Here is a 24,289-nt window from a genome sequence, read left to right as displayed (position 1 = left end):
ATGTTAATTATTGGTATTGCAGGAGGAACTGGTTGTGGAAAAACAACCGTGGTAAAACAAATTGTCAACGAACTACCTGAAAATGAAGTTTGTGTAATCTCTCAAGATTCTTATTATAAGGATACTAGTCACCTTAGATACGAAGAAAGAACTAAGATAAACTTTGATCATCCGCAATCTATAGACTTCGATTTATTAGGAGAACATCTTACAGCTTTAAGAAAGGGAGAAACGATAGAACAACCCGTATATTCCTTTGTAGAACATAATAGAACCAAAGACACGGTTCTTACAAAACCTAGTAAAGTAATCATCGTAGAAGGGATTTTAATTCTTACCAATCCTAAAATTCGCGAGATGTTCGATATCAAAATATATGTTCAAACTGATAGTGATGAACGATTGATAAGACGTTTAAAAAGAGATATTGCAGAAAGAGGTCGTGATATGGAAGAAGTTCTAGACAGATATCAAAACACTTTAAAACCTATGCATCAACAGTTTATTGACCCAACTAAAGAATTTGCGGATCTAATTATTCCAAATAATAATTACAACAACGTTGCTATAGATATTGTGAGAACAATAGTAAAAGAACGCTTGAATTAACTTTTGTACCTTTATAACCAATTAATGATTTAATCCAAATTGAAGCTAAAGCAATATTTCGAAAAGCTTAGGAACACTCCTGCATTAATACCCGTATTTGCCATATTTTTTAATAAATATGTGTTGATTGTTTTGGTATTTGTGATTTGGATATTGTTTTTGGATACCAATTCATGGTTAATCCATCGCGAATTAGATCAAGAAATCAAAGAATTAAAAGAAAATAAAGAATATTACAAAAAGGAAATTGTCAAAGATCAAAAGGATATAAAAATTCTGAAAGATAGTACCGAACTTGAAAAATTCGCAAGAGAAGAGTACTTCATGAAGAAAGACAATGAAGAAATTTACATTATTGAATACGAAGACAGTATCCCTAAAAAAAAGAAAGATGACTAAAACTTTGTTTGAGCAATTTGATAAAGTTTCTGCAAAAGAATGGAAACAGAAAATTCAGTTCGATCTTAAAGGAGCAGACTATAATGAGGCACTGATTTATAAATCATATGAAGGAATTGATGTTAAACCTTTCTACAATGAAGAAGATATCAGTAACATTTCAATCGATAATTTAAATCCATCCACTTGGAAAAATTCTCTAAAAATTGAGGTTCAAGATGCTACCGGTGGAAATGCCAGTGCGCTTGAAGCTATAAAGAAAGGTGCGGAAACAATCTATTTTGTTATTCTTTCAGAAAAAATAGATCCTAATATATTATTAGCAAATATTAAATCTGATATAGGGATTTATATTGAAACTGCCTTCTTATCTAGCACATACATTGAAAGGTTAAATGCAATTGTCAGCGAATCGGCACTTGATATTTTTGTTCTTACCGATATTATTGGAAACTTAAGTAAAACGGGGAACTGGTATGCAAACCTAAAAGAAGATCATGATGTATTAGAAAAGGTTTTAGAAAAAGGAACATCATTAAAAAGTTGTATCAGCGTTGATTTAAGTACTTTTCAAAATGCTGGAGCTACAATGATTCAACAGTTAGCTTATGGATTAGCACATGTAAATGAATACTTAAATTATTTTCAAGATAAAAACCTTAACCCTTTTAACAATACACCTGTTATTTTTAAAGTAGCTGTAGGTGGAAATTACTTTTTCGAAATAGCGAAAATACGGGCATTACGAGTTTTATGGGATTCTTTAGCAGGAGAATATAATATGTTAAAAAAATGTTATATATTCGCACATCCTTCACACAGAAATAAAACGATTTTAGATTATAATGTTAATATGCTTCGTACTACAACAGAATGCATGAGCGCTGTTTTAGGTGGAGCGGATGTCATACACAATGTAAGATATGATGAAATCTATAATCTAGAAAATGATTTTGGTACAAGAATTGCACTAAATCAATTATTGATTTTGAAAAGCGAAAGTTATTTTGATATTGTAAATAATCCTTCATCAGGTTCTTATTATATCGAAAGTTTAACAAATCAATTAGCCGAAAAAGCACTTGCTTTGTTTAAGAATATCGAAGAAGGCGGAGGCTATTTGAGTCAATTAAAAGCTGGAACTATTCAGAAGAAAATAAAAGAAAGTGCAGATAAAGAACAGGAGCTTTTTGATAAAGAGGAAATTGTTTTGACTGGAGCAAATACATTTAAAAATCCAGATGAAATCATGCCGCCTTTACAAAAAGAAGTGTTTCAAGAAAAAAACGTAAGAAAAACATTAATAAACCCAATTATTAGCAGGAGATTGTGTGAAAAAATTGAGAAAAACCTAATATAACGCTAATAATTGAGAATTTATTGTTAACTTTCGTGTATATTAACAGTTAAGCAGTAAACAATTAACAAAACTAAATCTTAATCGATGCCCCAAATGATTAGATCTAGAATCGCTATAATAGCATTTTTATTTTTTACAGTTATAAGTCACGCTCAAAGCAGTATCAATTGTTTAACTGTTGATTCCAGTGGTTTGTATAGCAAAGCCTTTAATTCTTTTGAAAAGGATTTATTCGAACATTACAACTTCGGTAATGATTCTATCAAAACGTATCGAACATTTTTAGCAGAAGTAGCTAGTCTTTCATTAGATCTTAGAAAACTACCATCTAACAACTCAATACAATTAGCGCGTACATTTAAAAAGAAATCGAGTGACCCTAATTCTATCTGGGTAAAACTAAGCGAATACGAAAATCAGGAAGCTACAAAAAAAACATCTCCAAGCACAACTACAAATCAAGGAGAAGAAGAAATTTTAATCTTTAATTATAGAGGAGGATTGATTCAATGTCTAAAAAATAATAGTAATAGCGATGACTTTCAAAACATCATAAGCACCCTAGAGCAAGATGGAAATGTAAGTACTTCACTTATTGCACAACGAATTTATTATATCCCAGATGACCGGTTCAAAGCCGATGAAATAAAGAAATTCATCGCTTTTGATATTTACTACTCCATACTCATGGTAATCGAAAAAGCATTCGGTTAATTTTTTTGATAAATTTCTTTATAAACCATCAATTAATTTCGCATTTTTCAAAATAGATCATTAATAAAACCGTAATTTTACATTTTTATTAATGGTTATTCTTTAATAAATAGAAAAGTATATTTTCTCAAATGTATTTTGTCGATTTCTATTTTACGTAATACAATTGGATGTATTACTTTACTGGCGAGCCATACGAATGGTTAAATAAATCACTCTTTTGGAAATACATTTTGATGAATATGTTGAAAAAATGAAATTTTAAAATGGCAAGGAAGAATATTCAAAACATTACTATAAATAAAGAACCTTCTCAACAGAATCCTAATATTAGCAATCCCTCTTTCACTACTGCCGAGGGGATTTCAATAAAACCTTCGTATCACAAAGAAGATATTGAAGAACTATCACATCTCGACTTTGCAGCAGGAATTCCTCCATATTTACGCGGTCCATATTCTACTATGTATGTTAGAAGACCTTGGACGATACGCCAGTATGCTGGGTTTTCTACCGCTGAAGAAAGTAATGCGTTTTATAGAAGAAACCTAGCAGCAGGACAAAAAGGATTATCTGTTGCTTTTGATCTAGCTACACATCGCGGTTATGACAGTGATCATGAAAGAGTGTTTGGTGATGTTGGAATGGCAGGAGTAGCCATTGATACAGTAGAAGACATGAAAGTGCTTTTTGATCAAATCCCATTGGATAAAATGTCTGTGTCCATGACTATGAATGGTGCCGTACTTCCTATTATGGCTTTCTATATCGTTGCCGCAGAAGAACAAGGAGTCGATCAAAAGTTATTATCCGGAACTATTCAAAATGATATTTTGAAGGAGTTTATGGTTCGAAACACCTATATATATCCTCCTACACCATCGATGAGAATCATAAGTGATATTTTTAAATATTGCTCTAAAAACATGCCTAAATTTAATCCAATAAGTATTTCTGGTTACCATATGCAAGAAGCAGGAGCTACATGTGATATTGAACTTGCCTATACCCTAGCAGATGGATTGGAATACGTTCGGAAAGGAATTGAAGCTGGATTAGATGTAGACTCTTTTGCTCCTAGACTGTCCTTCTTTTGGGCAATCGGAATGAACCATTTCATGGAAATTGCAAAAATGCGTGCAGCTCGCATGCTTTGGGCTAAGTTAATTAAACAATTTAACCCACAAAATCCAAAATCTTTAATGTTAAGAACGCACTGTCAAACAAGTGGTTGGAGCCTTACAGCACAAGATCCTTTTAATAACGTTGCCAGAACCTGTATAGAAGCAAGTGCCGCTGCTTTTGGTGGAACACAAAGCCTTCATACAAATGCATTAGATGAAGCTATTGCATTACCTACAGATTTCTCGGCTAGAATTGCAAGAAATACACAAATATATCTACAAAAAGAAACGCAAATAAACAGAACTGTAGATCCGTGGGCAGGAAGTTATTACATAGAATCTTTAACCAATGAGATTGCAGAAAAAGCTTGGAAACTCATTGAAGAAGTAGAAGAACTTGGAGGAATGACTAAAGCCATAGAAGCAGGAATTCCTAAAATGCGTATCGAAGAAGCTGCGGCGCGCAAACAAGCTAAAATAGATAGTCAGCAAGATGTAATTGTTGGAGTAAACAAATACCAACTTGAAGAAGAAGAATATATTGCTACACTGAAAGTTGACAATAATGCGGTAAGAAACCAGCAAATAGCAGGTCTAAACAAGGTAAAAGAATCAAGAGACGAAAAAGCTGTACAAGAAGCACTACATCAACTAGCGCTTGCTGCCAAAGATGACAACGAAAATTTATTAGCTTTAGCTGTAAATGCAGCTAGACTGAGAGCCACTTTGGGAGAAATTAGTGACGCATTAGAAAAAGAATTTGGAAGATATAAAGCCGAAATAAAATCGTTTACAGGAGTGTATGCTAAGGAAATAAAAAATGATGAGTCTTTTAATAAAGCAAGACAACTTGCTAATCAATTCTCTGAATTAGAAGGAAGAAGACCCAGAATTATGATTGCAAAAATGGGGCAAGATGGCCATGATCGTGGTGCTAAAGTGGTAGCAACCAGTTATGCAGATGTTGGTTTTGATGTAGATATAGGCCCCTTATTCCAAACTCCAGCTGAAGCTGCTAAACAAGCTGTGGAAAATGATGTGCATATTGTTGGGGTTTCTTCTTTAGCTGGTGGACATAAAACATTAGTCCCACAAATTATTGAAGAATTGAAAAACCATGGACGAGAAGATATAATGGTAATAGTTGGGGGAGTAATTCCACCAGATGACTACGATTTCTTATTTCAAGAAGGAGCAGTTGCTATCTTTGGACCAGGAACCAAAATTAGTGATGCAGCAATTACCATTCTCGATATACTAATTTCTACTTTCGAGTAATTTTATTTGAAAAATCAAATACAAAATACTACAATTAATAACTTAATTTTAAAAGAACTACGATGTGGTTTTTAAAATTAAAAATATGGTATACTATGCCATATTAATATGAAGTTTTACGAAGTAAAATAGGGTTAAAAACTATTTTAAAAAATAATTATTTATTTATTAAATAAAATAGTTCGAAGTTCGTTCTATAAACAAAGTTTATCGAATTATTCCCCATTTTATTGATAAGATGAAAAAGAAACTTAACCTTTTCATAAGAAGAGTATCTGTTATTATTAATGACGAAAACAGGAAAAGTATTTCCCGCATCCTAAAAGAGTCACTACATTTCTGGATTGTTAAGAAAGAAATACCTTATTTCTATTTTGGAAAATTCTTATATCGAAAAGATGTTTCAAACTATAAAGACTATTTAAGTAGCAAGGAAGTTGATAAAATAACATTATCCAAAAAGCTTCATCGGATTCAATTTTCTAAACTCTTAAGAAACAAGCTTTCATTTGCCCTATTTATGGAAGAGAACAATTTCCCTGTTCCTCAGTTAGTGAGCTATAATCATAAGAATCAATTTTACCTTAATTCAAAACCAACTAAAATTGATTCTGAAGAAAAACTACTTCAATTTTTCGAGTCTCAATTCAACCTAAATGAAATCAACGGATTATTTCTTAAATCTACCACAGGAATGGGAGGAAAAGGATGCTTTCTTATTAACAGAAACAACCTCCAAAATCAAGTAACGAAATACTATAAGGAAATAGTCAATGATGATTTCGTTCACCAAAAAATAATCGTACAACATCCAAAAATCAATATGATATATCAGCATAGTATAAATACTATTCGTTTCACAACTTATATTGACAAAAATGGAGAAAAGCACATCCTATCTGCTTTTATGAGATTTGGAAGTGGAGGTAGTTTTATAGATAATAGTAGTGCAGGTGGAATTTGTGTTTCGGTAGATTTAAAAGAAGGTAAACTAAAAGGAAAAAGCCATCAACTGATGAAACATGGAGGAAAGCAGTTAATAAAACATCCTGACTCCAATATCATATTTAATGATTTTCAAATCCCCTATTTTGAAGAATCGAAGGAGTTAGTATTAAGAGCAATTACACTCATCCCTGATCGTATCATTGGTTGGGATATTGCCATAGGAAAAAAAGGACCAATATTAGTAGAAGGAAATGACAATAATTCTTTGATTACACCAGACATTATCTATGGAGGATATCTAAAAAATCCAATATTTAAAGAAATTTTAGAAGAAGCTTAATATTATTTTCTTAAAAAATCTCCTACCCCATTCTAACTGCCAATATTATTATGTTAAACAACCTACGTAACATTTTATTCTGGACCATTGACACGCTAACTGGAAGTAAAAAAAAGTCAAATTTTCAGGATATACAATCTTTACTAGAAAACGTTAATTCTACAACATCCACTAAAAGAAAAAAAGAATATTTAGACGCTATTCTGCAACATGCTATCGGTACTGTACCCTATTACAAAAACACAAAACCACTGATCACTGCATTTCCAGTAATAAACAAAAATATCTTTAGAGAGAATTTCAAAGCATTCCAATCCGAATCTTTTCAAAATGAGAAAAAGAGAACTGTTTCTACAAGTGGTTCTACCGGAACTCCATTTACTGTTCACCAGGACATATCAAAAATCATCCGTAACACTTCTGATAACCTATACTTTTGGGAGAAAGCTGGATACAATATTGGAGACAAATTATTCTTTTTTAGATTATGGAATGCTTTCGAAAAGAAAAAATCCTTTATAAACTTTGCTCAAAACGTTGTACCTATAGATGTTTTTGATCTGACACCTTCTTTTATAGAAAATCTTTTAAAAAATATACAAAAAGGAAAAGGTAATATATGTTTGTTGGGATATGTATCTGCTTTTGAAAAAATATGCAAACATTTGGATAGCACAAATCCAAACTTTCGTTCTAATGCTGTAAAATCTATTATTGCTATATCAGAAAAACTCAACGAATACACAAAGGAATCTACACGCAAATACTTCGGTATAACTCCTATTTCCAGATATTCTAATATAGAAAACGGCATTATTGCACAACAGCCGAAGGATAAAGATTATTTTGTTATTAACGAAGCTAGTTATTACATAGAAATACTAAACCTAGAAAATGACGAACAACAACAAAATGGAGCACTTGGAAGAATTGTAATTACAGATCTTTTTAATCAATACAATCCAATGATTCGTTATGACACTGGAGACTTAGGAATGATAGAAGAGATTGATAACAAAAAAGTGCTTACTCAAATAACTGGAAGAAAAATTGACGCAATTACCAATACAAATGGTGAAATCATCACATTTAATATCGTGCTCATCGTAAACAAATATTTACAGCTAGCTCAATGCCAATTAATTCAAACAAACCAAAAACATTATATACTAAAGCTAAATGCACTACAAAATTTTGAAAGAGAAAATGAACTTATAGCTGATTTCAAAAACTATTTAGGTAACGATGCTGTTATAAAAGTGGAATATGTCTCCGAGATCCCTCTGCTAGCCTCTGGAAAAAGAAGAGTAATGGTAAACCAGATGATGTAATAACACTAATACCAAAGTGTAAAAAAAAGAGTAGTTAGTATTTTGATATAAATACTCCCCTACTTTTAAATAGTACAGCTTCAATGATAGCAACCAAATTTTACAATAAAAGTATTTAAGATCTATCAAAGGTTTGCTCCTTTATTTATGATATATTTGTTTAAACTGTATTTAAATTAGGATGTTTGTATATTTAAAGTATTATGCATGCATAATACTTTAAATATAAATTGTAACTTTCAGCAAAATTCTGATATAATAATTCAAAGATATATGAGCTATACTGATAAAATGCTTCGAGATGGAGCGCTAGAAGGAAAAAATATTGTTGTTACCGGTGGTGGTAGTGGACTTGGAAAATCTATGACAAAATATTTTATGGAACTAGGAGCTAAAGTTGCTATCACATCACGTAATCTAGAAAAATTACAAGGAACAGCAAAAGAGCTCGAAGCAGAGACAGGAGGAACTTGTCTACCACTACAATGTGATGTAAGACATTATGATCAGGTAGAAAACATGAAAAATCAGGTTATTGAAGCTTTTGGAACCGTAGACATTCTTTTAAACAATGCTGCCGGAAACTTCATTTCTCCTACAGAGCGTCTTTCAGCTAATGCTTTTGACACTATCATAGATATTGTTTTAAAAGGAACTAAAAACTGTACGCTTGCCTTTGGTAAACACTGGATTGACACAAAATATGAGAATACTAATGTACTGAACATTGTTACTACGTACGCTTGGACAGGATCTGCATATGTTGTACCAAGTGCAACCGCCAAAGCTGGAGTTCTTGCTATGACAAGATCTCTGGCAGTAGAATGGGCAAAATACGGAATGAGATTTAATGCTATTGCACCAGGCCCCTTCCCAACCAAAGGTGCTTGGGACCGATTATTACCAGGTGACATGAAAGATAAATTTGATTTATCAAAAAAGGTACCTTTACAGCGTCTAGGAGAACATCAAGAATTAGCAAACTTAGCTGCCTATTTAGTTTCTGATTTCTCGGCTTATGTAAATGGTGAAGTCATCACGTTAGATGGTGGTGAATGGTTGAAAGGTGCGGGTCAATTTAACTTATTAGATCAAGTTCCTGAACAAATGTGGGATATGCTAGAAGCAGCAATTCGTGCTAAAAAGAACAAATAAACTGCAGTAAAGATTTTAAAATCTGATATAAACTGGATACCATGAAAATGATATCCAGTTTTTTTATTTACAAAAGAGGGTAACAAATGGACTTGTAATGACACTTACTAATGGAATTATATAACTTTCATCCTGCTTTAAATCGGAGAAAAATATAATTCATACACTCTAACTTGAAATAGGTATCGCTAAAACATTCAACTAAAAAAATAGTTGAATTGTAAAAGTTTTCCTATTTTTAGGCGGTTACTGAAACTAATTAATTCATTTTTTACAAATCATCTATGACTAGAAAAAAAATCTTTAATGTATTCTTAGGAGTCTTTCTATGGTGTTTACCACTCTTAGGAATAGCTCAAACAACGGCAGATAAAGAATTAAAAACCTCTGCTCAACTTAAGAACAATGCCAAAATTCCAGTTGATCCTGATGTGAAAGTTGGGAAATTAGAAAATGGTCTAACCTACTATATACGAAACAACGGAAAACCAGAAGATAAAGTAGAATTGAGACTTGTTGTAAATGCAGGTTCCATTTTAGAAAATGAAAAGCAGTTAGGATTGGCCCATTTTATGGAGCATATGAATTTTAACGGCACTAAAAACTTCAAAAAAAATGATCTAGTAGATTATCTACAAACCATTGGAGTAAAATTTGGCGCAGACCTAAATGCATATACCAGTTTTGATCAAACGGTTTATATCTTACCAATTCCAAGTGATGATCCAGAAAAACTAGAAAAAGGATTTCAAATTATAGAGGATTGGGCTCACAATGCTGAGCTTACAGAAGAAGGCATCGATGGAGAAAGAGGTGTAGTTTTAGAAGAATATCGATTAGGAAAAGGAGCGGAAGAACGTATGCTTCAGCAATACTTGCCAATTATCGCTTATAATTCTAAATATTCCGAACGTTTACCAATAGGAACTAAAGAGGTACTAGAAAATTTTAAATATGAAGATGTAAGAAGTTTTTATAGAGATTGGTATAGGCCAGATTTAATGGCAGTTGTTGCTGTAGGAGATCTAGATGTTGCGACATTAGAGAAAAAAATTAAAGATCATTTTGGTGGAATTAAAATGCCTGAAAACCCTCCAAAAAGAGAAGTATTTGATACTCCTAACCACGAAGAAACGCTAATAGCTGTTGCTTCTGACAAAGAAGCCTCTAATTCTATTGTTAGAATCATGTATAAAGATAAGGAGTTAAGCACTCCAATGTCTAATGAAATTGATTACAGAAATCAATTGATTAAATCCATCTTTAGTCAAATGATGAATAATCGTTTGGATGAATTACGTAACACTCCTAACCCGCCTTTTGTATTTGCTTTTAGTAGTCATAGTGGAACTTTTGCTCGTAACCGCAAAGCATATCAATCCTTTGCTATGACTCCAGAAACTGGACAATTAAATGCGCTAAAGGTTATTTTGCAGGAAAATAAACGCGTTCAAGAATATGGATTTAAACAAGGAGAGTTAGAACGTGCAAAAAAAGATATCGTTGCTCGTTGGGAAAAACAGTTTAAAGACAGAGATAAAAGAGAATCAGGCAGAATTGTGGGAGAGTATATAAACAACTTTTTGGTACAGGAACCTATTCCTGGAATCGAATGGGAATATAAGTATACGATGGAGCAGCTACCTACAATTACATTAAAGGAGGCAAATAGTCTTATTAAAAACTTCATACATGATGACAATCGTGCTGTTGTCATGACAGGTCCTGAAAAAGAAGGACTAAAGAAAGTTACTAAGGAAGAAATATTAAGCCTTCTTGAAGAGGTGAAAAATACTCCTATAGAAGATTATAAAGACAAAAAGGTCAGAGAAAATTTATTAGAAAAAACACCTACACCTGGCAAAGTAGTTTCTTCAGATTACAATAAAGAATTAGATGTGACTACATTAACGCTAAATAATGGTGCTAAAATCATCTATAAAAAAACAGATTTTAAAAATGATGAAATTCTGTTTTCTGCATTTAGTTACGGAGGAAGCTCTTTATTCTCTACCGAAGATTATCTTCAAATCGCTCATGGATTAGGAAGTATTGCTCAAACAGGATTGGGAGGGTTATCCCTAAATGACATGAATAAGGTGATGGCTGGTAAAATAGCGAGAGTACGCCCTTATATTAGCTCATTATCCGAAGGTTTTAACGGATCAACAACACCAAAAGATTTAGAAACCTTATTCCAACAAGTACATTTATACTTTACGGATGTAAATAAAGATGAAAAAGCTTTTAGATCGGATCAAGCAAAAACAAAAGGTTTCTTAGCAAATTACTTGTCTAATCCTCAAAACTATTTCAGAGAAGAATTTGGAAAGTTCCAATTTGGAAAAAATCCAAGGTATATAGGATTTCCAACTGCAGAAAAACTAGATGCTACAAATTACGATTTAGCTTATCAAAAATATAAAGAACGATTCGCTGGAGCTGGAGGTTTCAATTTCTATTTCGTCGGAAACATTGATGAAGAAAAATTAAAGTCATATGCAGAGAAATACATAGGAAGTTTACCAGACACTGGAAAAGAAGAAACCTATAAAACAAGTGATTTTAGACCTCTTTCTGGTGCACACGAAAAAACAATCTATAAAGGAACTGATCCAAAAAGTATGGTAAACATTATTTGGAGAGGAGAAACACCTTATAATAAATCGGAAAGTCTTTCTATTGCTGCTTTAGGAGAAATTCTTAGTATAAAATTAGTTGAAAAACTTCGTGAAGAAGAAGGTGGAGTATATGGTGTTGGTGCCAGAGGTAATATGTACAAAATAGGACCTTCTGGTGGATATAGTGGATATCGTTTTTCTATATCTTTCCCTTGTGGGCCTGAAAATGTAACAAAACTTACAGATGCTGCCATAGCAGAAGTTAAAAAGATCATTAATGATGGACCAACTGAAAAAGACCTAGCGAAAATCAAAGAATCTAGATTATTGGATTATAAAGAAAGTAGCAAACAAAATTCTTTTTGGCTGTCTAACTTACAAAATGCGGATTACAATAAAATCCCATTTGAAAGTAAAGAAAGTTATACAGAGGCCGTTGAGAAATTAACACAAAAAGACATTCAGGATGTTGCTAAAAAATATGTAGATGCAGGATATATCCTGGGAGTGTTGATGCCCGAAAAAAAATAAATTTCACCTATTAATCATCCACAAGGTCATCAGTTACAACTGATGGCCTTTTTCTTTTTCTATTTCTTTATAAAAACATCATTTTTTGAAGTAACAAAATCAACAATAGTGACACTAAAAGGAAATGATAAACAAAACAACATGAAAAATACTATTGTAATAGTAACTATTCTCTTAATGAGTTCAATGATTTTTGGTCAAAATGAGTTTGAACCAGGAATAATCCAACTTAAAAATGGTCAAGAAAAAAAAGGATTAATTCAATTTCTAAATGAAACCAATACAAATAAAGTTTTTTATAAAGAATCAGTAAATAGTGAGCTAACACAATTCACCCCCAACCAAATTAATTCTTACAAACTTGATAATGTAAATAAAAAAGTAATCTCCGAAAAGCTAGGTTTAAAAGCAATCTTTATGGAGGTAATAATCGAGGGAAAAGCGAACCTTTTGCTTTATAAAGACGAAAATAGAGATAATAGGTATTTTCTAAAATCTGAAAAGTCTGGTTTAAAGGAATTAGATATCATAACCAGAAATGAAGGAGATCTACAAAAAGGACAGTTCCAACTGAAACGATACGTAGGAATATTAAACTTTGAGTTTAATGATTGCACAGAAATGAATGGTAAAACAAATCAAATAAGATTAACATTAAGTAGTTTATCCAAAGCATTTACAACATACAATAATTGTGTAAGTGAAGTGTCTTTTACATCTGAAAGACTAAACAGAACTGACTATCACACCATTTTTATTGAAGCAGGGATAAATTTCACTTCGATTAGAGAAAAAGGAGACCGTGTCCGAGGAAAAGACTTCGATAACTCTTTTTCCCCTACTGTTGGTCTTACCTATGTCTATACTCCCACTATATTTAATTCTAGAACATCCTTATCCACTGGAATTTCATACAATTCTGTAAATTCCGAAACTGCTTATTTCAGAAATAACGACGTTCTTATTGGTAATTACAGAACTACAAAAATAAATCCTAAAACAATAAATATTAAGCTTGGAATACACTACAATCTAAACAAGTCCAAGAGAAAATTAAATCCTAGTCTGGGGATATTCTATATAAATAGTAGATTACTAAATAAAGACAGTGCTTATCTAAGAATTGATAATGAAGGTGTTGAAGAATATTTATATGAAGATTTCGAAATACCTATTTCTAGTGCTTCTTCAGGATTTGCAATAGAATTTAGTACTTCATATGCTGTAACATCAAAAAATAATATCCTTATCAAGTTAGGTTATGAAAGAATTGGAGATTTCTTAGACTATTTTGGAGCGTCATATGCTACTAATACTTTTTATGTAAAAACTGGATATAGTTTCGATCTATAAACTTTGATTAATCGCTTATATAGAAGGCCGTTCCAAAAGACGGTCTTTTTTTATTAAACACTGTTAACATTTTTCATTTTTATAATGTATAATTAATTGTATTTTTATCGCTTAAAATCCAAATCTCCCCCTATGGGTAAAATAATAGCGATTGCCAATCAAAAGGGTGGTGTTGGTAAAACAACCACCTCTGTAAATTTAGCAGCTTCTCTAGGAGTACTAGAGAAAAAAGTGTTACTAATAGACGCCGATCCACAAGCGAATGCTACATCTGGATTAGGGTTAGATGTTGAAAGTATCGAAAAAGGAACCTATCAAATCCTCGAACATACTATCAATCCTTCTGAAGCTGTATTAGAAACCACTTCTCCGAATGTAGATATTATACCAGCTCATATCGATCTGGTTGCTATTGAAATTGAATTGGTGGATAAGGATGAAAGAGAATATATGCTTAAAAAAGCTGTAAATGACTTAAAGTCGGAATATGATTATATTTTAATCGATTGCGCTCCTTCATTAGGTCTTTTAACGCTAAATGCACTTACAGCTTCAGATTCGGTAATTATTCCTATCCAATGTGAATATTTTGCGCTTGAGGGATTAGGTAAATTATTAAACACGATTAAAAGTGTTCAAAAAATTCATAATGAACAACTTGATATCGAAGGATTGTTATTAACCATGTATGATTCTAGATTACGTTTATCTAATCAAGTTGTTGAAGAAGTGCAAAAGCATTTCAATGAAATGGTATTTAAAACAATCATTCAGAGAAATATACGTTTAAGTGAAGCCCCAAGTTATGGTGAGAGTATAATTAATTATGATGCTGCTAGTAAAGGAGCAAGTAATTATTTAAGTTTGGCGCACGAGATTATAAAGAAAAATAGTTAAGGATTTATGGCGAAGGCAACGAAAAAACAGGCTTTAGGAAGAGGATTATCAGCTTTATTGAAAGATCCTGAAAATGATATAAAATCAGCAGATGATAAAAATGCTGATAAAGTTGTTGGAAATATTATAGAATTAGATTTGGGAAGTATTGATGTAAATCCTTTCCAACCACGTACAAGTTTTAATGACGAAACACTACAGGAACTAGCTACCTCCATCAAAGAAATTGGTGTAATTCAACCAATAACAGTTCGTAAATTAGATTTCGACAAATACCAATTAGTCAGTGGTGAAAGACGTTTTCGTGCTTCTAAATTAGTAGGATTAAAAACAATACCAGCTTACATTCGTATTGCTGACGATCAGGAATCTCTTACCATGGCACTGGTTGAAAACATTCAGCGTCAGGATTTAGATCCCATAGAGATTGCATTATCATATCAAAGATTAATAGATGAAATTAAGCTAACTCAAGAACAATTAAGTGATCGTGTAGGTAAAAAGAGATCAACTATTGCTAATTACCTAAGACTACTAAAATTAGATCCTATTGTACAAACTGGTATTAGAGATGGTTTTATCTCAATGGGTCACGGAAGAGCTTTAATAAATGTAGAAAGCAAACAACAACAATTAGATATCTACGAAAAAATTATTGGAGATTCTTTATCAGTCCGTAACACTGAAAAATTAGTTAGGTCTTTAAACAACAAGGAAGAAAAACCTGCTACTGAAAAAACTGAACAAAAGGCGCCTCAATATATCTTAAAAGGAATTAAAGATTTTTCGGAATATTTTGGAGCTAAAATAGATGTTAAAGTTTCCAGTAACGGACGAGGGAAATTAATCATCCCGTTTTCTTCTGAAGAAGATTTTAAACGCCTAAAGAAACTTATTGATAGTGAAAATTAAATCCATTTATATCGTTTTATTCCTATGCTTTTGTATTCATAGCGTTTTCGCTCAAGAGAAAGATGAAAATGAAAACGAAGAGCTAAAAGTAGTTACTGAAGAAGTTGCTGTTAAAAAAAAGAGAAAAAGAAATAAAAAAATTAAACCTTACGAACCTCTTGCTCCAGCAAGAGCTGCTTTTTATTCTGCCGTATTACCAGGTTTAGGTCAAGCATATACAGGAAAGTATTGGAAAATTCCTATTGTGTATGGAGCCTTAGGAGCTGGTATCTACTTTTACACCTTTAATAATAATCTGTATCTAGAAGCCCGAGATTTTTATAAAGGAAGGTTAGCAGGAATCCCTGACGATCCAAACAATAGATTAAGTGTCCTAACCGATGAACAGTTAATTGATCGACAACGTAGGTTTAGAAGGGATCAAGAATTATCAATATTAATTACCGCAGGTCTGTATGTATTAAACATTATAGATGCTAATGTAACTGCGCATTTGCAACAATTCAATGTTTCAAAGGACCTAACTTTTCAACCCAAAATAAATATTAACGAATTTGATTACACACCAAGCTATGGAATGTCATTAAATTATAGTTTTTAGATTTTAATTAGAATACAACCACCAAAAATATGAATATTGCTCTTTTAGGATATGGTAAGATGGGTAAAACCATTGAAAAAATTGCGACCGAAAGAGGTCATAACATTGTACTTACCGTAGACAAAGATGATACCGAGTATGATATATCTGTTGCTGATATCGCTATTGATTTTAGCATACCTTCAGCTGCTGTTGATAATATCACCAAATGTTTCACAGCAGGTGTTCCAATCGTTTCCGGAACTACCGGATGGTTAGATCATTATGATGAAATTATTAGCTTATGTAAAGAAAAAAATGGAGGCTTTATTTACGCCTCTAATTATAGTCTTGGAGTAAATCTATTTTTTGAATTGAATAAAAAACTTGCCAAGATGATGCATCCTATAGAAGGATACAATATTCATATGGAAGAAATTCATCATACCCAAAAACTTGATGCACCAAGTGGTACTGCAATAACATTAGCAGAAGGAATCATAGAAAATAGTGCTAAAACTAATTGGCAATTAGACCAAGGTAATGACAAAACAATTCCTATCGTTGCAAAAAGAATAGAAAATGTTCCAGGAACTCATACTGTAACCTACACATCAGCCGTTGATGATATTGAAATTAAACACACCGCTCATAATCGTCAGGGATTTGCTTTAGGTGCTGTAATTGCAGCAGAATGGCTTGTGGGTAAAACGGGCGTTTATGGAATGAAAGACGTTTTAGGAATATAACTAAACTAACAAAAAGTGTAACACTTTTTGTGTTACTTATACTTATACTAAAAAAACACATAGAATGACACTATCGGAATGGTTTATTTTTTTCCTTGCTATCCAAGTAATACACTTCTTGGGAACTTGGAAATTATATGTTAAAGCAGGAAGGAAAGCTTGGGAAGCAGGTGTACCTGTTTACAACGCTGTGGTACTAATGAAAATAATTAATCGTCCTTGGTGGTGGGTAATTTTATTGTTTATTCCTGTAATTAATGTAATTATGCTACCTGTTATCTGGGTAGAAACTATTAGGAGTTTTGGAAAAAATACTACCGCGGATACGATATTGGTAATAGTTACTTTAGGATTTTACATCTATTATGTGAATTATATGCTCGATGTAACTCACATTCCAGATAGAGACTTGAAACCCAAAACAGGAACGGGAGAATGGATTAGTTCTATTCTATTCGCGGTTGTAGCAGCAACCTTGGTACACACCTATTTCATGCAACCCTATACCATACCAACTGGCTCTTTAGAAAGAACTTTATTAGTAGGAGACTTCTTATTCGTAAGTAAATTTCATTACGGTGCCAGAACACCTATGACATCGGTTTCATTTCCTATGGTGCATGATACGATACCGTTAGTCAAAACTAAATCCTACAATAGCGATATTCAATATCCATATTTTAGACTACCAGGTTTTCAGAAAATTAAACGTAATGATATTGTAGTATTCAGCTGGCCAGTGGACACAGTACGATTCTTTAGAGACCCTTCTGGAATTCATGTTTATAAACCTATAGATAAAAAGTCTAATTATGTAAAACGGTGTGTAGGCGTGCCTGGTGATTCGTTATCTGTAGTAGATGGATATGTGCATATAAATGGAGAACAAACCGAATTACCTGATCGAGCGGATATTCAGTTTACATATTCTTTTAAGAAAAAAGGAGGTGATTTTACCCAAGATGTGTTATATGATCGTTATAAAATAAAACCTGGTGAAATTGGTTTTGACGGAGATTTGCAGCGCCCTTTTGTATTCTTGACAGAGGAAAATGCTGAAAAGTTCAAAAATAAGCCAGGAGTTTCTGAATTAAAAAGAAGAATACAACCTAAAGGAGAAAAAGATCCTGGTATCTTCCCTAATAATGGAAAAGTAAACTGGAATAACGATAACTTCGGTCCTATTTATATTCCTGAAGAGGGGAAAACGGTAAAGATAGACCTAAAGAGTTTTTCATTATACCGAAGAATTATAGAAGTTTATGAAGGTTCTGAAATGGGAATTGAGAACAAACTAACCGTAAAAGGATCTCAAATACTACTTAACGGAAATCCTATTGATAGTTACACCTTTAAACAAGATTACTATTGGATGATGGGAGATAATCGTCATAATAGTGAAGATAGTAGAGTTTGGGGATATGTCCCTGCAAATCATGTGGTAGGGAAACCAGTATTCGTATGGATGAGCTGGGATAGTAATGCGAAAGGATTTTTAAATAAAATAAGATGGAAACGCTTATTTACTACTGTAGGTGGTAATGGCGAACCAGTATCTTATTTCTATTATTTCTTAATTGCATTAGTGGGTTGGATTGGATTTAGTCAGTATAGAAAAAGAAAAAAAGCATCGTAATTGCTATTTATATAACTACTGACTATTTATTAAAAAACTTAAGTTCACAATCTTGAAAACTGTTCTACTACATCCCATGTATTTTGGATCTATTGCACAGTATGCTGCCATGGCTCAAAATGATACTGTTATTTTTGAAGACTATGATAACTACCAAAAACAAACGTATCGCAATAGAACGTATATTTATGGAGCAAATGGTAAACTACTATTAACCATACCGATCAAACACACTGGCAAACACAGTAATGGTAAACAATTGTATAGAGATGTAAGAATAGAAAATGAATTTCAATGGCAGTCACTGCATTGGAAATCCATACAAACAGCATATAGAACCTCTCCTTTTTTCGAGTATTATGAAGATGAACTGATCCCTCTTTTTGAAAAAAAGAAAGATTACCTTTTAGATTTCAATTATGAGTGCATGGAAGCAGTTAACGATTGTTTACAATTAGAAGCAGACTATTCTAAGACCACAGCTTTTCTAAAAGAATATGGTGACGACTTAAACGACCAGAGGGCTCTTGTCAATGCCAAAAAAGACAAGCACCATGCATTATCATCGTATATTCAGGTATTTTCAGAAAAGCATGGATTTATCTCTAATCTTTCTATTTTGGATTTATTATTCAATGAAGGTACCAATGCTATTACATATTTAGAAAATCAAATGATTTATTGATGTATCGTTTTATGATACATTATGGTTTTCATTTCATCATCCCTTTTGGGATTGCTTTTGTTTTTTATCCTCAAAAATGGAAATCAGTGTATCTTATTTTTCTTTCTGCAATGCTCATAGACCTTGATCATTTAGCAGCAAATCCCATTTTTGATCCTAATCGATGTAGTGTTGGTTTTCATTTTTTGCATAATATATACGCTATAATTTTCTACGGTATTTTACTATTTTTCAAAAGAACTAGAATCTTTGGTATTGCTTTATTATGGCATATTATTACAGATTTCGTTGATTGCCAGATGATATAAAGTTATAATTAGAAAATATTTTTTAATTTTAATACAGAATACATTGTAATCAATTTTATAATCCCCCTTATATCTATGAATAAATTTTTACTCATTGTTACCATCTTATTTTTTATTTCTTGTGGAAACAAAAAAAAAGAAGCTGATGAAAACTCTTCAAAATCTGATGCTACAGCAGCAACAAATGCACTTCCTATTGAAAAATATGGTTCGATAGCTATTGATACTTTTTTAGTAAGAAAATTACCTAAGAAAGAGATGAATGCTAAGTTTAATACAACCAGACAAATTCAATTAGGCATTTCTAATGAACTATACCAAGCATATTCTTATAATGATAAATCTGGAGTATACTATTTTCTTCTAACCGATCATGTTAAAAATATAAATGAGAAAAACGATACTCTGTATGATAATATTTACGCTATGAGCGTTCGAGTGGATAATAACAAATTTAAAAAGAGATCTACAATAAAAGGAGAAATTGATGATCAATGGGAAACTTCTATCGGTTTCTGGAATCAATACTCGCAATTGTTTGATTATGATGGAGACGGATCAGTGGACCCAATCATTGTGTACGGTACGACAACTGATAACAACTATGTGGATGGTAGAGTACGGATTTTAGCATATCACAACAAAAGTAGAATAACGATCAAACATCAAAATAGTGAAATTGCGGATGGTCGAATTACAAAGATTAATAAGAAACTTTATACATTTCCAGCCCCTATACAAGAAGCTGTAAAAGAAACTATGAGAAATATGGTTAAAAACGGCCATGCTGTATTTGCAGATGGCTGGGAGAAAAGTATGGAAAATCAGGCTGTCCGATTAGGAAACTAGCACTTAAATTTGGCAATGTCGTTATTCCTGTATTAAAATATTATGCTGATTTAATTGACTTTACAATGCTATACTATTTATGCGTCCGTAAGATATCCTTGCCAAGCCATAATAAAAAAATATAGTGGATAATAAATACCACAAATAACAAAGAAGATACCAAACTTAAGATCATCCTCTAAAATATTGTGAGTTAAAAAAACTGTAATAACTGTTATTAATGCTATTGACTTAAATAATGTTCTAGCAATATAATCTAAGTCTAAAAAAAATCTTGATAAGATATTAAATAGCACTGCAATTATAATCGCCCAACTAAAAGACCAGTCATATTTTGGGTAAAAACTATGAATCATTGGAAACACAAATAACAAAAATGACAAAAGTAAAAAGGTAACTGCATTCATTTTTTCTGAAAGACTAAGAAACCTTCTTCTATCTTTTTTAAGATAAAATAATAACCCGTGTATAGGGTCTAAAAAATACCCATAAATGCTCCCAACAATTAGTATGGACAAAGCTGGTGCAAAATGCAAAATACTATAATCGTTATTTATTAATAAAAACAGAGTAATACCACCTAAAAAAAGAAGAAATAATGATGCTATTGACCACTTATTAGGACCTTTACAATAATCATCTATTTTCTGAAAAAAATTATAAAATCTATGCTCAAGAACTTCAATATGAAATAAAAACTTCAAAACATCTCTATCCGCAGGATCCTTTCTAAGCGCTTCTATGATGTGCTCTTTGGAGGCCTTGAGATTACCAAGTCTTAAGTTTACAACTGCCGCCGCTCGATGAGTACCTTCATCATCAGGAGAAATCTCCAGTGAACTTCTTATAGCTCTTATGGTTTCACCTCTTTTGTATTTTTTTCTAGATAAAAGTTTTGCTTTTAAATTAAGTGTATCTGAATTTCTTGGCTCTATTTTAAGTGATTGCTTCACTACTTCAAAAGATGCATCCAGTCTATTAAGTCTCATTAAAATATATGCCTTTTCATTAAGCAGTAATACTTCAGTAGGAGTTAATCTTAAACCTTCATCTATGAAATGAAGCGCTAGAGTATAATTTTTTTTTCGTATTAAAATACTTGATTTTAGATAATATCCATAATATTGATCAGGTTCACTACTTATTAGTTCTTCTGCTATAGAATGTGCCTGTTCATTTTTTTCGAGATTATGATAAGAAAGTCCTATGAGGTACTTAGCAATATAAGCATCAGGCAATATCTGAAGGGTAGCTTTAAAAAAATCTATAGCTTCCTCATATCTACCTAAATCAAATAATATTTTTCCTTTCTTTAATGGATTCAAAAGTTATTTCTTAAGAAAATTTCCTATCCAACTATAGCCTACCAAACCAAAAATAGAAATCATCATTGGAACTGTAATAGATTCTGTAAAAAGAGAGCCCACTGTACCAGAAAATAAAATAGCAAATCCTATTAAATAACTAATATATCTAGAAGATTTTTTCTCGATCAAAGCCGACATAGATATCGGAATTACCGAGCAAACCGATGAAATACCGAATAAAAACCAATATTCATCCTTGGATATAAAGAATATCAAAAAACTAATAACACTCAAACCGGATAAAATGGCAAACAGTATTCCTGATACTCTATCTTTAGTTTCTAACAAATATTTGCCGTTAGGATTCAACAGTAATATTGCATTTGATAAGGGGCCTATGATCCATCCACCAAGTGCAAATAACAAATAAGGCACAATAACAAAATATGCTACATACGGATATTCCGTTTTACTTAATAAAAATACAACTACCCGATAAGCAATATAAAGCCCGATAATAAAAGCCCATTGATTGCCTTCTTTCATATTCGACACCCAGAAAGCATACTTCAGAAAAAGCCTATACACAAAGTTTTTAGCTTTTATAGATTCTAACATACCATCTTTTGCATATCTGGAGTTAGGATCATTCTTTAGTGATTCTTTAAAATGATGCATCGCCTTTTTATGATCACCTTGCTCTAAGTGTACCCAACCAACACTTGCATGAGAAAAACTTCCTTCTGGATCCTGATGTAACGTATTCTCTACTGTTTCCTGAGCCTCTTCTTTTCTATTTAGTTTCACTAAAGTCTGCGCTCTAACATTAAGACACAAAACATTATTAGGATGTAAAGCTAAACCTTCGTTTGCACAATCTAGACTTTTTGAATAGTCTTTTGATTCCAAAAGCATTAGTCCTTTATAGCCAAAATAATCGGGATTATAAGGATCCAAGGAGATAGCCTCGTTAATTGCTTGTAACGCCTGTTCTTTTTTTTCCTGATGCCATTTTATGACGGCTTTATTATAAAACAATTCATCCTCATTTGGATACTGTGATATCAAAAGCTCATTTAACTTCTCCCCTTTATCAAAATCATCTAATTCTAAATAGCACCTTACGAGTAAACTTTTCGCCCAATAATTATCCGGATCCGATTGTAAGCCTTCTTGTAATGATTGTAATGCTTTATCGAACTTCCCTATTTGAAAAAGTTGAGAACCTCTTTCAAAAAAAACATTCTCCATTTACTTTCTTATTTTTAGGTACGATAATATTTCGTCATACAAGCCAGAATCGTTCGCGTATAGCGCATAATTCTTAGAGGTAGTAAACCATTCTTTGGTACTAGGCTTTACGCTTTTTATTGCTTTTAACAAATCCTTCGTACTAATTGGTTTAGGAATACCATCACTAAAGGATTGCATCAATTTTTCTTCTATCGCCACATCTATAGAAGCTTGGATATCGGCTCCTGAAAAATCCTTAGCTGCTTTAGCCAAAGCTTTATAATCGATACTTTCTACAGGCTTATCCTTAAGCATGATCTCATAAATTGCAATTTTTGCAGCATGATCAGGTGGCGCTACAAAGATTATTCGATCAAATCTTCCTGGACGTCTGAATGCTGGATCTAAATGCCATGGAGTATTGGTAGCTCCTAATACCAAAATTCCGTCATTATCACTATCAATACCATCTAGTTCTGCCAAAAATTGATTGATTACATTTCTACCCGCAGATTTATTCATATCACTCCTGTTGGCACCAAGAGCATCTATTTCATCAATAAAAATCACGCAAGGTTTATTACTTCTTGCAGTTTCAAATATTTCATGAAGGTTTTGTTCACTACTACCCACCCACATATCCAAAATATCATTTATCCCTATACTGATAAAATTAGCATTTATCTCGCCAGCAGTGGCTCGGGCTAGATGCGTTTTACCACAACCTGGAGGACCATACAGAAGAATACCTCCTCCTATCTTTTTTCCATAGGCTTTGTATAGTTCTTTATGTTCTAAAGGTTTAATTATTTTCAGAGAAATCTGTTCTTTAACATCATTCATACCTCCGACATCCAAAAAATTGACTGTTGGCTTTTTTAGAAACTTGATTGCGTCTTCATCTACCGATGTATCTTCCTTATCATTTACAGTTTGCATTCTTAATACGCTATCAAAGTCCGCATTTTTATATGACGTGTCAAAAATAAGAATCTGCTGATAGGTCTCTTTGGCTTCGTTAATATTACCATCCTCCAACTGGCAGTAACACAACAACTCTAAATATTCTATATTTGAAGAATTTAACTCAATAAGTTCCTCTAAAATAATCTCTGCAGGAGCTGTCTTTTTAAGCCTAAAATAGCATTTGGATAGCCCAAACTTTGCATCGATAGAATTTCCGTCCAATTTAAGAACCTCCAAGTACTGTTCTTCGGATTTTTGGTATTCACTTCTATCGAAATAGGATTTTGCTATTCTTAACCTAAGAGGAATATTATCTGGGGAAAAAGAAAGTGCTTCCAAAAGATCATCTATAAAATCATTACTCATAGTACATATTATTTCTCCTATTTTTTTGTTTTAAAATC

The 24,289-nt window shown here is 32.3% G+C and carries 21 protein-coding genes; 18 read left to right on the top strand and 3 right to left on the bottom strand.

All coding sequences use genetic code 11. The annotated features are described in order from the left end of the window. The 18 genes from udk to Q1B37_RS12765 all read left to right on the top strand — a co-directional run bounded on the left by udk (position 1) and on the right by Q1B37_RS12765 (position 20,379). Positions 1-609 carry a uridine kinase gene (udk, locus tag Q1B37_RS12850; RefSeq protein ID WP_299607013.1) on the top strand — a complete coding sequence of 203 codons (609 nt, stop codon included), beginning with the start codon at positions 1-3 and terminating at the stop codon, positions 607-609. 87 nt (positions 610-696) lie between these two features. Next, positions 697-1,008 (top strand): septum formation initiator family protein, encoded by a 312-nt coding sequence (locus Q1B37_RS12845; RefSeq protein ID WP_299607236.1) that lies wholly within the window; start codon positions 697-699, stop codon positions 1,006-1,008. Beyond that, positions 1,001-2,368: a methylmalonyl-CoA mutase subunit beta gene (locus Q1B37_RS12840; protein ID WP_299899123.1), complete on the top strand. Its 1,368-nt coding sequence runs from the start codon at positions 1,001-1,003 to the stop codon at positions 2,366-2,368. The genes Q1B37_RS12845 and Q1B37_RS12840 overlap by 8 nt, the downstream gene beginning before the upstream one ends. A 93-nt stretch (positions 2,369-2,461) precedes the next feature. Next, positions 2,462-3,082, top strand: a complete 621-nt coding sequence (locus Q1B37_RS12835; RefSeq protein ID WP_299607009.1) for a hypothetical protein — start codon at positions 2,462-2,464, stop codon at positions 3,080-3,082. A gap of 266 nt (positions 3,083-3,348) precedes the next feature. Beyond that, positions 3,349-5,484 carry a methylmalonyl-CoA mutase gene (scpA, locus tag Q1B37_RS12830; protein WP_299899121.1) on the top strand — a complete coding sequence of 712 codons (2,136 nt, stop codon included), beginning with the start codon at positions 3,349-3,351 and terminating at the stop codon, positions 5,482-5,484. A 238-nt stretch (positions 5,485-5,722) separates the two neighbouring features. Continuing rightward, positions 5,723-6,772: a sugar-transfer associated ATP-grasp domain-containing protein gene (locus Q1B37_RS12825; RefSeq protein WP_299899119.1), complete on the top strand. Its 1,050-nt coding sequence runs from the start codon at positions 5,723-5,725 to the stop codon at positions 6,770-6,772. Positions 6,773-6,822: 50 nt separating this feature from the next. Further along, the gene (locus Q1B37_RS12820) at positions 6,823-8,103 is read left to right on the top strand and encodes a CoF synthetase (protein ID WP_299899117.1); all 1,281 of its coding nucleotides are present in this window, start codon (positions 6,823-6,825) and stop codon (positions 8,101-8,103) included. A gap of 273 nt (positions 8,104-8,376) precedes the next feature. Further along, positions 8,377-9,258 (top strand): SDR family oxidoreductase, encoded by an 882-nt coding sequence (locus Q1B37_RS12815; RefSeq protein ID WP_299607004.1) that lies wholly within the window; start codon positions 8,377-8,379, stop codon positions 9,256-9,258. 284 nt (positions 9,259-9,542) lie between these two features. Then, the gene (locus Q1B37_RS12810) at positions 9,543-12,410 is read left to right on the top strand and encodes a pitrilysin family protein (RefSeq protein ID WP_299899116.1); all 2,868 of its coding nucleotides are present in this window, start codon (positions 9,543-9,545) and stop codon (positions 12,408-12,410) included. Between the two features lie 141 nt (positions 12,411-12,551). Then, on the top strand, positions 12,552-13,763 hold the full coding sequence (locus Q1B37_RS12805; protein ID WP_299899114.1) for a hypothetical protein: 1,212 nt from the start codon (positions 12,552-12,554) through the stop codon (positions 13,761-13,763). A 132-nt stretch (positions 13,764-13,895) separates the two neighbouring features. Continuing rightward, the gene (locus Q1B37_RS12800) at positions 13,896-14,660 is read left to right on the top strand and encodes an AAA family ATPase (protein ID WP_299606999.1); all 765 of its coding nucleotides are present in this window, start codon (positions 13,896-13,898) and stop codon (positions 14,658-14,660) included. A 6-nt stretch (positions 14,661-14,666) separates the two neighbouring features. Further along, entirely contained in the window at positions 14,667-15,572 is a 906-nt protein-coding gene (locus tag Q1B37_RS12795) for a ParB/RepB/Spo0J family partition protein (RefSeq protein ID WP_299606998.1), read from the top strand. After that, positions 15,562-16,173, top strand: coding sequence for a DUF5683 domain-containing protein (locus tag Q1B37_RS12790; protein WP_299899113.1), 612 nt, complete (start codon positions 15,562-15,564; stop codon positions 16,171-16,173). The genes Q1B37_RS12795 and Q1B37_RS12790 overlap by 11 nt, the downstream gene beginning before the upstream one ends. Before the next feature lie 29 nt (positions 16,174-16,202). Beyond that, positions 16,203-16,901 (top strand): 4-hydroxy-tetrahydrodipicolinate reductase, encoded by a 699-nt coding sequence (gene dapB / locus Q1B37_RS12785; RefSeq protein WP_299899111.1) that lies wholly within the window; start codon positions 16,203-16,205, stop codon positions 16,899-16,901. Between the two features lie 64 nt (positions 16,902-16,965). After that, on the top strand, positions 16,966-18,537 hold the full coding sequence (lepB, locus tag Q1B37_RS12780; RefSeq protein ID WP_299899109.1) for a signal peptidase I: 1,572 nt from the start codon (positions 16,966-16,968) through the stop codon (positions 18,535-18,537). A gap of 52 nt (positions 18,538-18,589) precedes the next feature. Continuing rightward, positions 18,590-19,222: a WbqC family protein gene (locus Q1B37_RS12775; RefSeq protein ID WP_299899107.1), complete on the top strand. Its 633-nt coding sequence runs from the start codon at positions 18,590-18,592 to the stop codon at positions 19,220-19,222. Continuing rightward, the gene (locus Q1B37_RS12770; protein WP_299899106.1) at positions 19,222-19,530 is read left to right on the top strand and encodes a DUF6122 family protein; all 309 of its coding nucleotides are present in this window, start codon (positions 19,222-19,224) and stop codon (positions 19,528-19,530) included. The genes Q1B37_RS12775 and Q1B37_RS12770 overlap by 1 nt, the downstream gene beginning before the upstream one ends. Positions 19,531-19,605: 75 nt before the next feature. Continuing rightward, positions 19,606-20,379, top strand: coding sequence for a M949_RS01915 family surface polysaccharide biosynthesis protein (locus Q1B37_RS12765; protein ID WP_299899105.1), 774 nt, complete (start codon positions 19,606-19,608; stop codon positions 20,377-20,379). A gap of 77 nt (positions 20,380-20,456) precedes the next feature. Here the strand turns inward: Q1B37_RS12765 and Q1B37_RS12760 are convergent, their stop codons facing one another. Genes Q1B37_RS12760 through Q1B37_RS12750 form a run of 3 tightly spaced genes read right to left on the bottom strand, consistent with a single transcriptional unit; the run spans position 20,457 to position 24,251 of the window. After that, positions 20,457-21,704, bottom strand: a complete 1,248-nt coding sequence (locus tag Q1B37_RS12760; protein WP_299899103.1) for a tetratricopeptide repeat protein — start codon at positions 21,702-21,704, stop codon at positions 20,457-20,459. A 3-nt stretch (positions 21,705-21,707) separates the two neighbouring features. Next, positions 21,708-22,937, bottom strand: a complete 1,230-nt coding sequence (locus Q1B37_RS12755; RefSeq protein ID WP_299899102.1) for a tetratricopeptide repeat protein — start codon at positions 22,935-22,937, stop codon at positions 21,708-21,710. Then, positions 22,938-24,251 carry an AAA family ATPase gene (locus Q1B37_RS12750; RefSeq protein WP_299899101.1) on the bottom strand — a complete coding sequence of 438 codons (1,314 nt, stop codon included), beginning with the start codon at positions 24,249-24,251 and terminating at the stop codon, positions 22,938-22,940. Positions 24,252-24,289: the final 38 nt, after the last annotated feature.

It is taken from the genome of uncultured Aquimarina sp. (genome assembly GCF_947492965.1).
In the GTDB taxonomy this organism is placed as follows: Bacteria; Bacteroidota; Bacteroidia; order Flavobacteriales; family Flavobacteriaceae; genus Aquimarina.
This window is presented reverse-complemented; position numbering and strand designations above follow the sequence as displayed.

Bases quoted from the DNA above. Each gene is read 5' to 3' on its own strand.
- udk (WP_299607013.1), top strand. From the start codon at position 1: ATGTTAATTATTGGTATTGCAGGAGGAACTGGTTGTGGAAAAACAACC.
- Q1B37_RS12840 (WP_299899123.1), top strand. From the start codon at position 1,001: ATGACTAAAACTTTGTTTGAGCAATTTGATAAAGTTTCTGCAAAAGAA.
- Q1B37_RS12835 (WP_299607009.1), top strand. From the start codon at position 2,462: ATGATTAGATCTAGAATCGCTATAATAGCATTTTTATTTTTTACAGTT.
- scpA (WP_299899121.1), top strand. From the start codon at position 3,349: ATGGCAAGGAAGAATATTCAAAACATTACTATAAATAAAGAACCTTCT.
- Q1B37_RS12825 (WP_299899119.1), top strand. From the start codon at position 5,723: ATGAAAAAGAAACTTAACCTTTTCATAAGAAGAGTATCTGTTATTATT.
- Q1B37_RS12820 (WP_299899117.1), top strand. From the start codon at position 6,823: ATGTTAAACAACCTACGTAACATTTTATTCTGGACCATTGACACGCTA.
- Q1B37_RS12815 (WP_299607004.1), top strand. From the start codon at position 8,377: ATGAGCTATACTGATAAAATGCTTCGAGATGGAGCGCTAGAAGGAAAA.
- Q1B37_RS12810 (WP_299899116.1), top strand. From the start codon at position 9,543: ATGACTAGAAAAAAAATCTTTAATGTATTCTTAGGAGTCTTTCTATGG.
- Q1B37_RS12805 (WP_299899114.1), top strand. From the start codon at position 12,552: ATGAAAAATACTATTGTAATAGTAACTATTCTCTTAATGAGTTCAATG.
- Q1B37_RS12800 (WP_299606999.1), top strand. From the start codon at position 13,896: ATGGGTAAAATAATAGCGATTGCCAATCAAAAGGGTGGTGTTGGTAAA.
- Q1B37_RS12795 (WP_299606998.1), top strand. From the start codon at position 14,667: ATGGCGAAGGCAACGAAAAAACAGGCTTTAGGAAGAGGATTATCAGCT.
- dapB (WP_299899111.1), top strand. From the start codon at position 16,203: ATGAATATTGCTCTTTTAGGATATGGTAAGATGGGTAAAACCATTGAA.
- lepB (WP_299899109.1), top strand. From the start codon at position 16,966: ATGACACTATCGGAATGGTTTATTTTTTTCCTTGCTATCCAAGTAATA.
- Q1B37_RS12770 (WP_299899106.1), top strand. From the start codon at position 19,222: ATGTATCGTTTTATGATACATTATGGTTTTCATTTCATCATCCCTTTT.
- Q1B37_RS12765 (WP_299899105.1), top strand. From the start codon at position 19,606: ATGAATAAATTTTTACTCATTGTTACCATCTTATTTTTTATTTCTTGT.
- Q1B37_RS12755 (WP_299899102.1), bottom strand. From the start codon at position 22,937: ATGGAGAATGTTTTTTTTGAAAGAGGTTCTCAACTTTTTCAAATAGGG.
- Q1B37_RS12750 (WP_299899101.1), bottom strand. From the start codon at position 24,251: ATGAGTAATGATTTTATAGATGATCTTTTGGAAGCACTTTCTTTTTCC.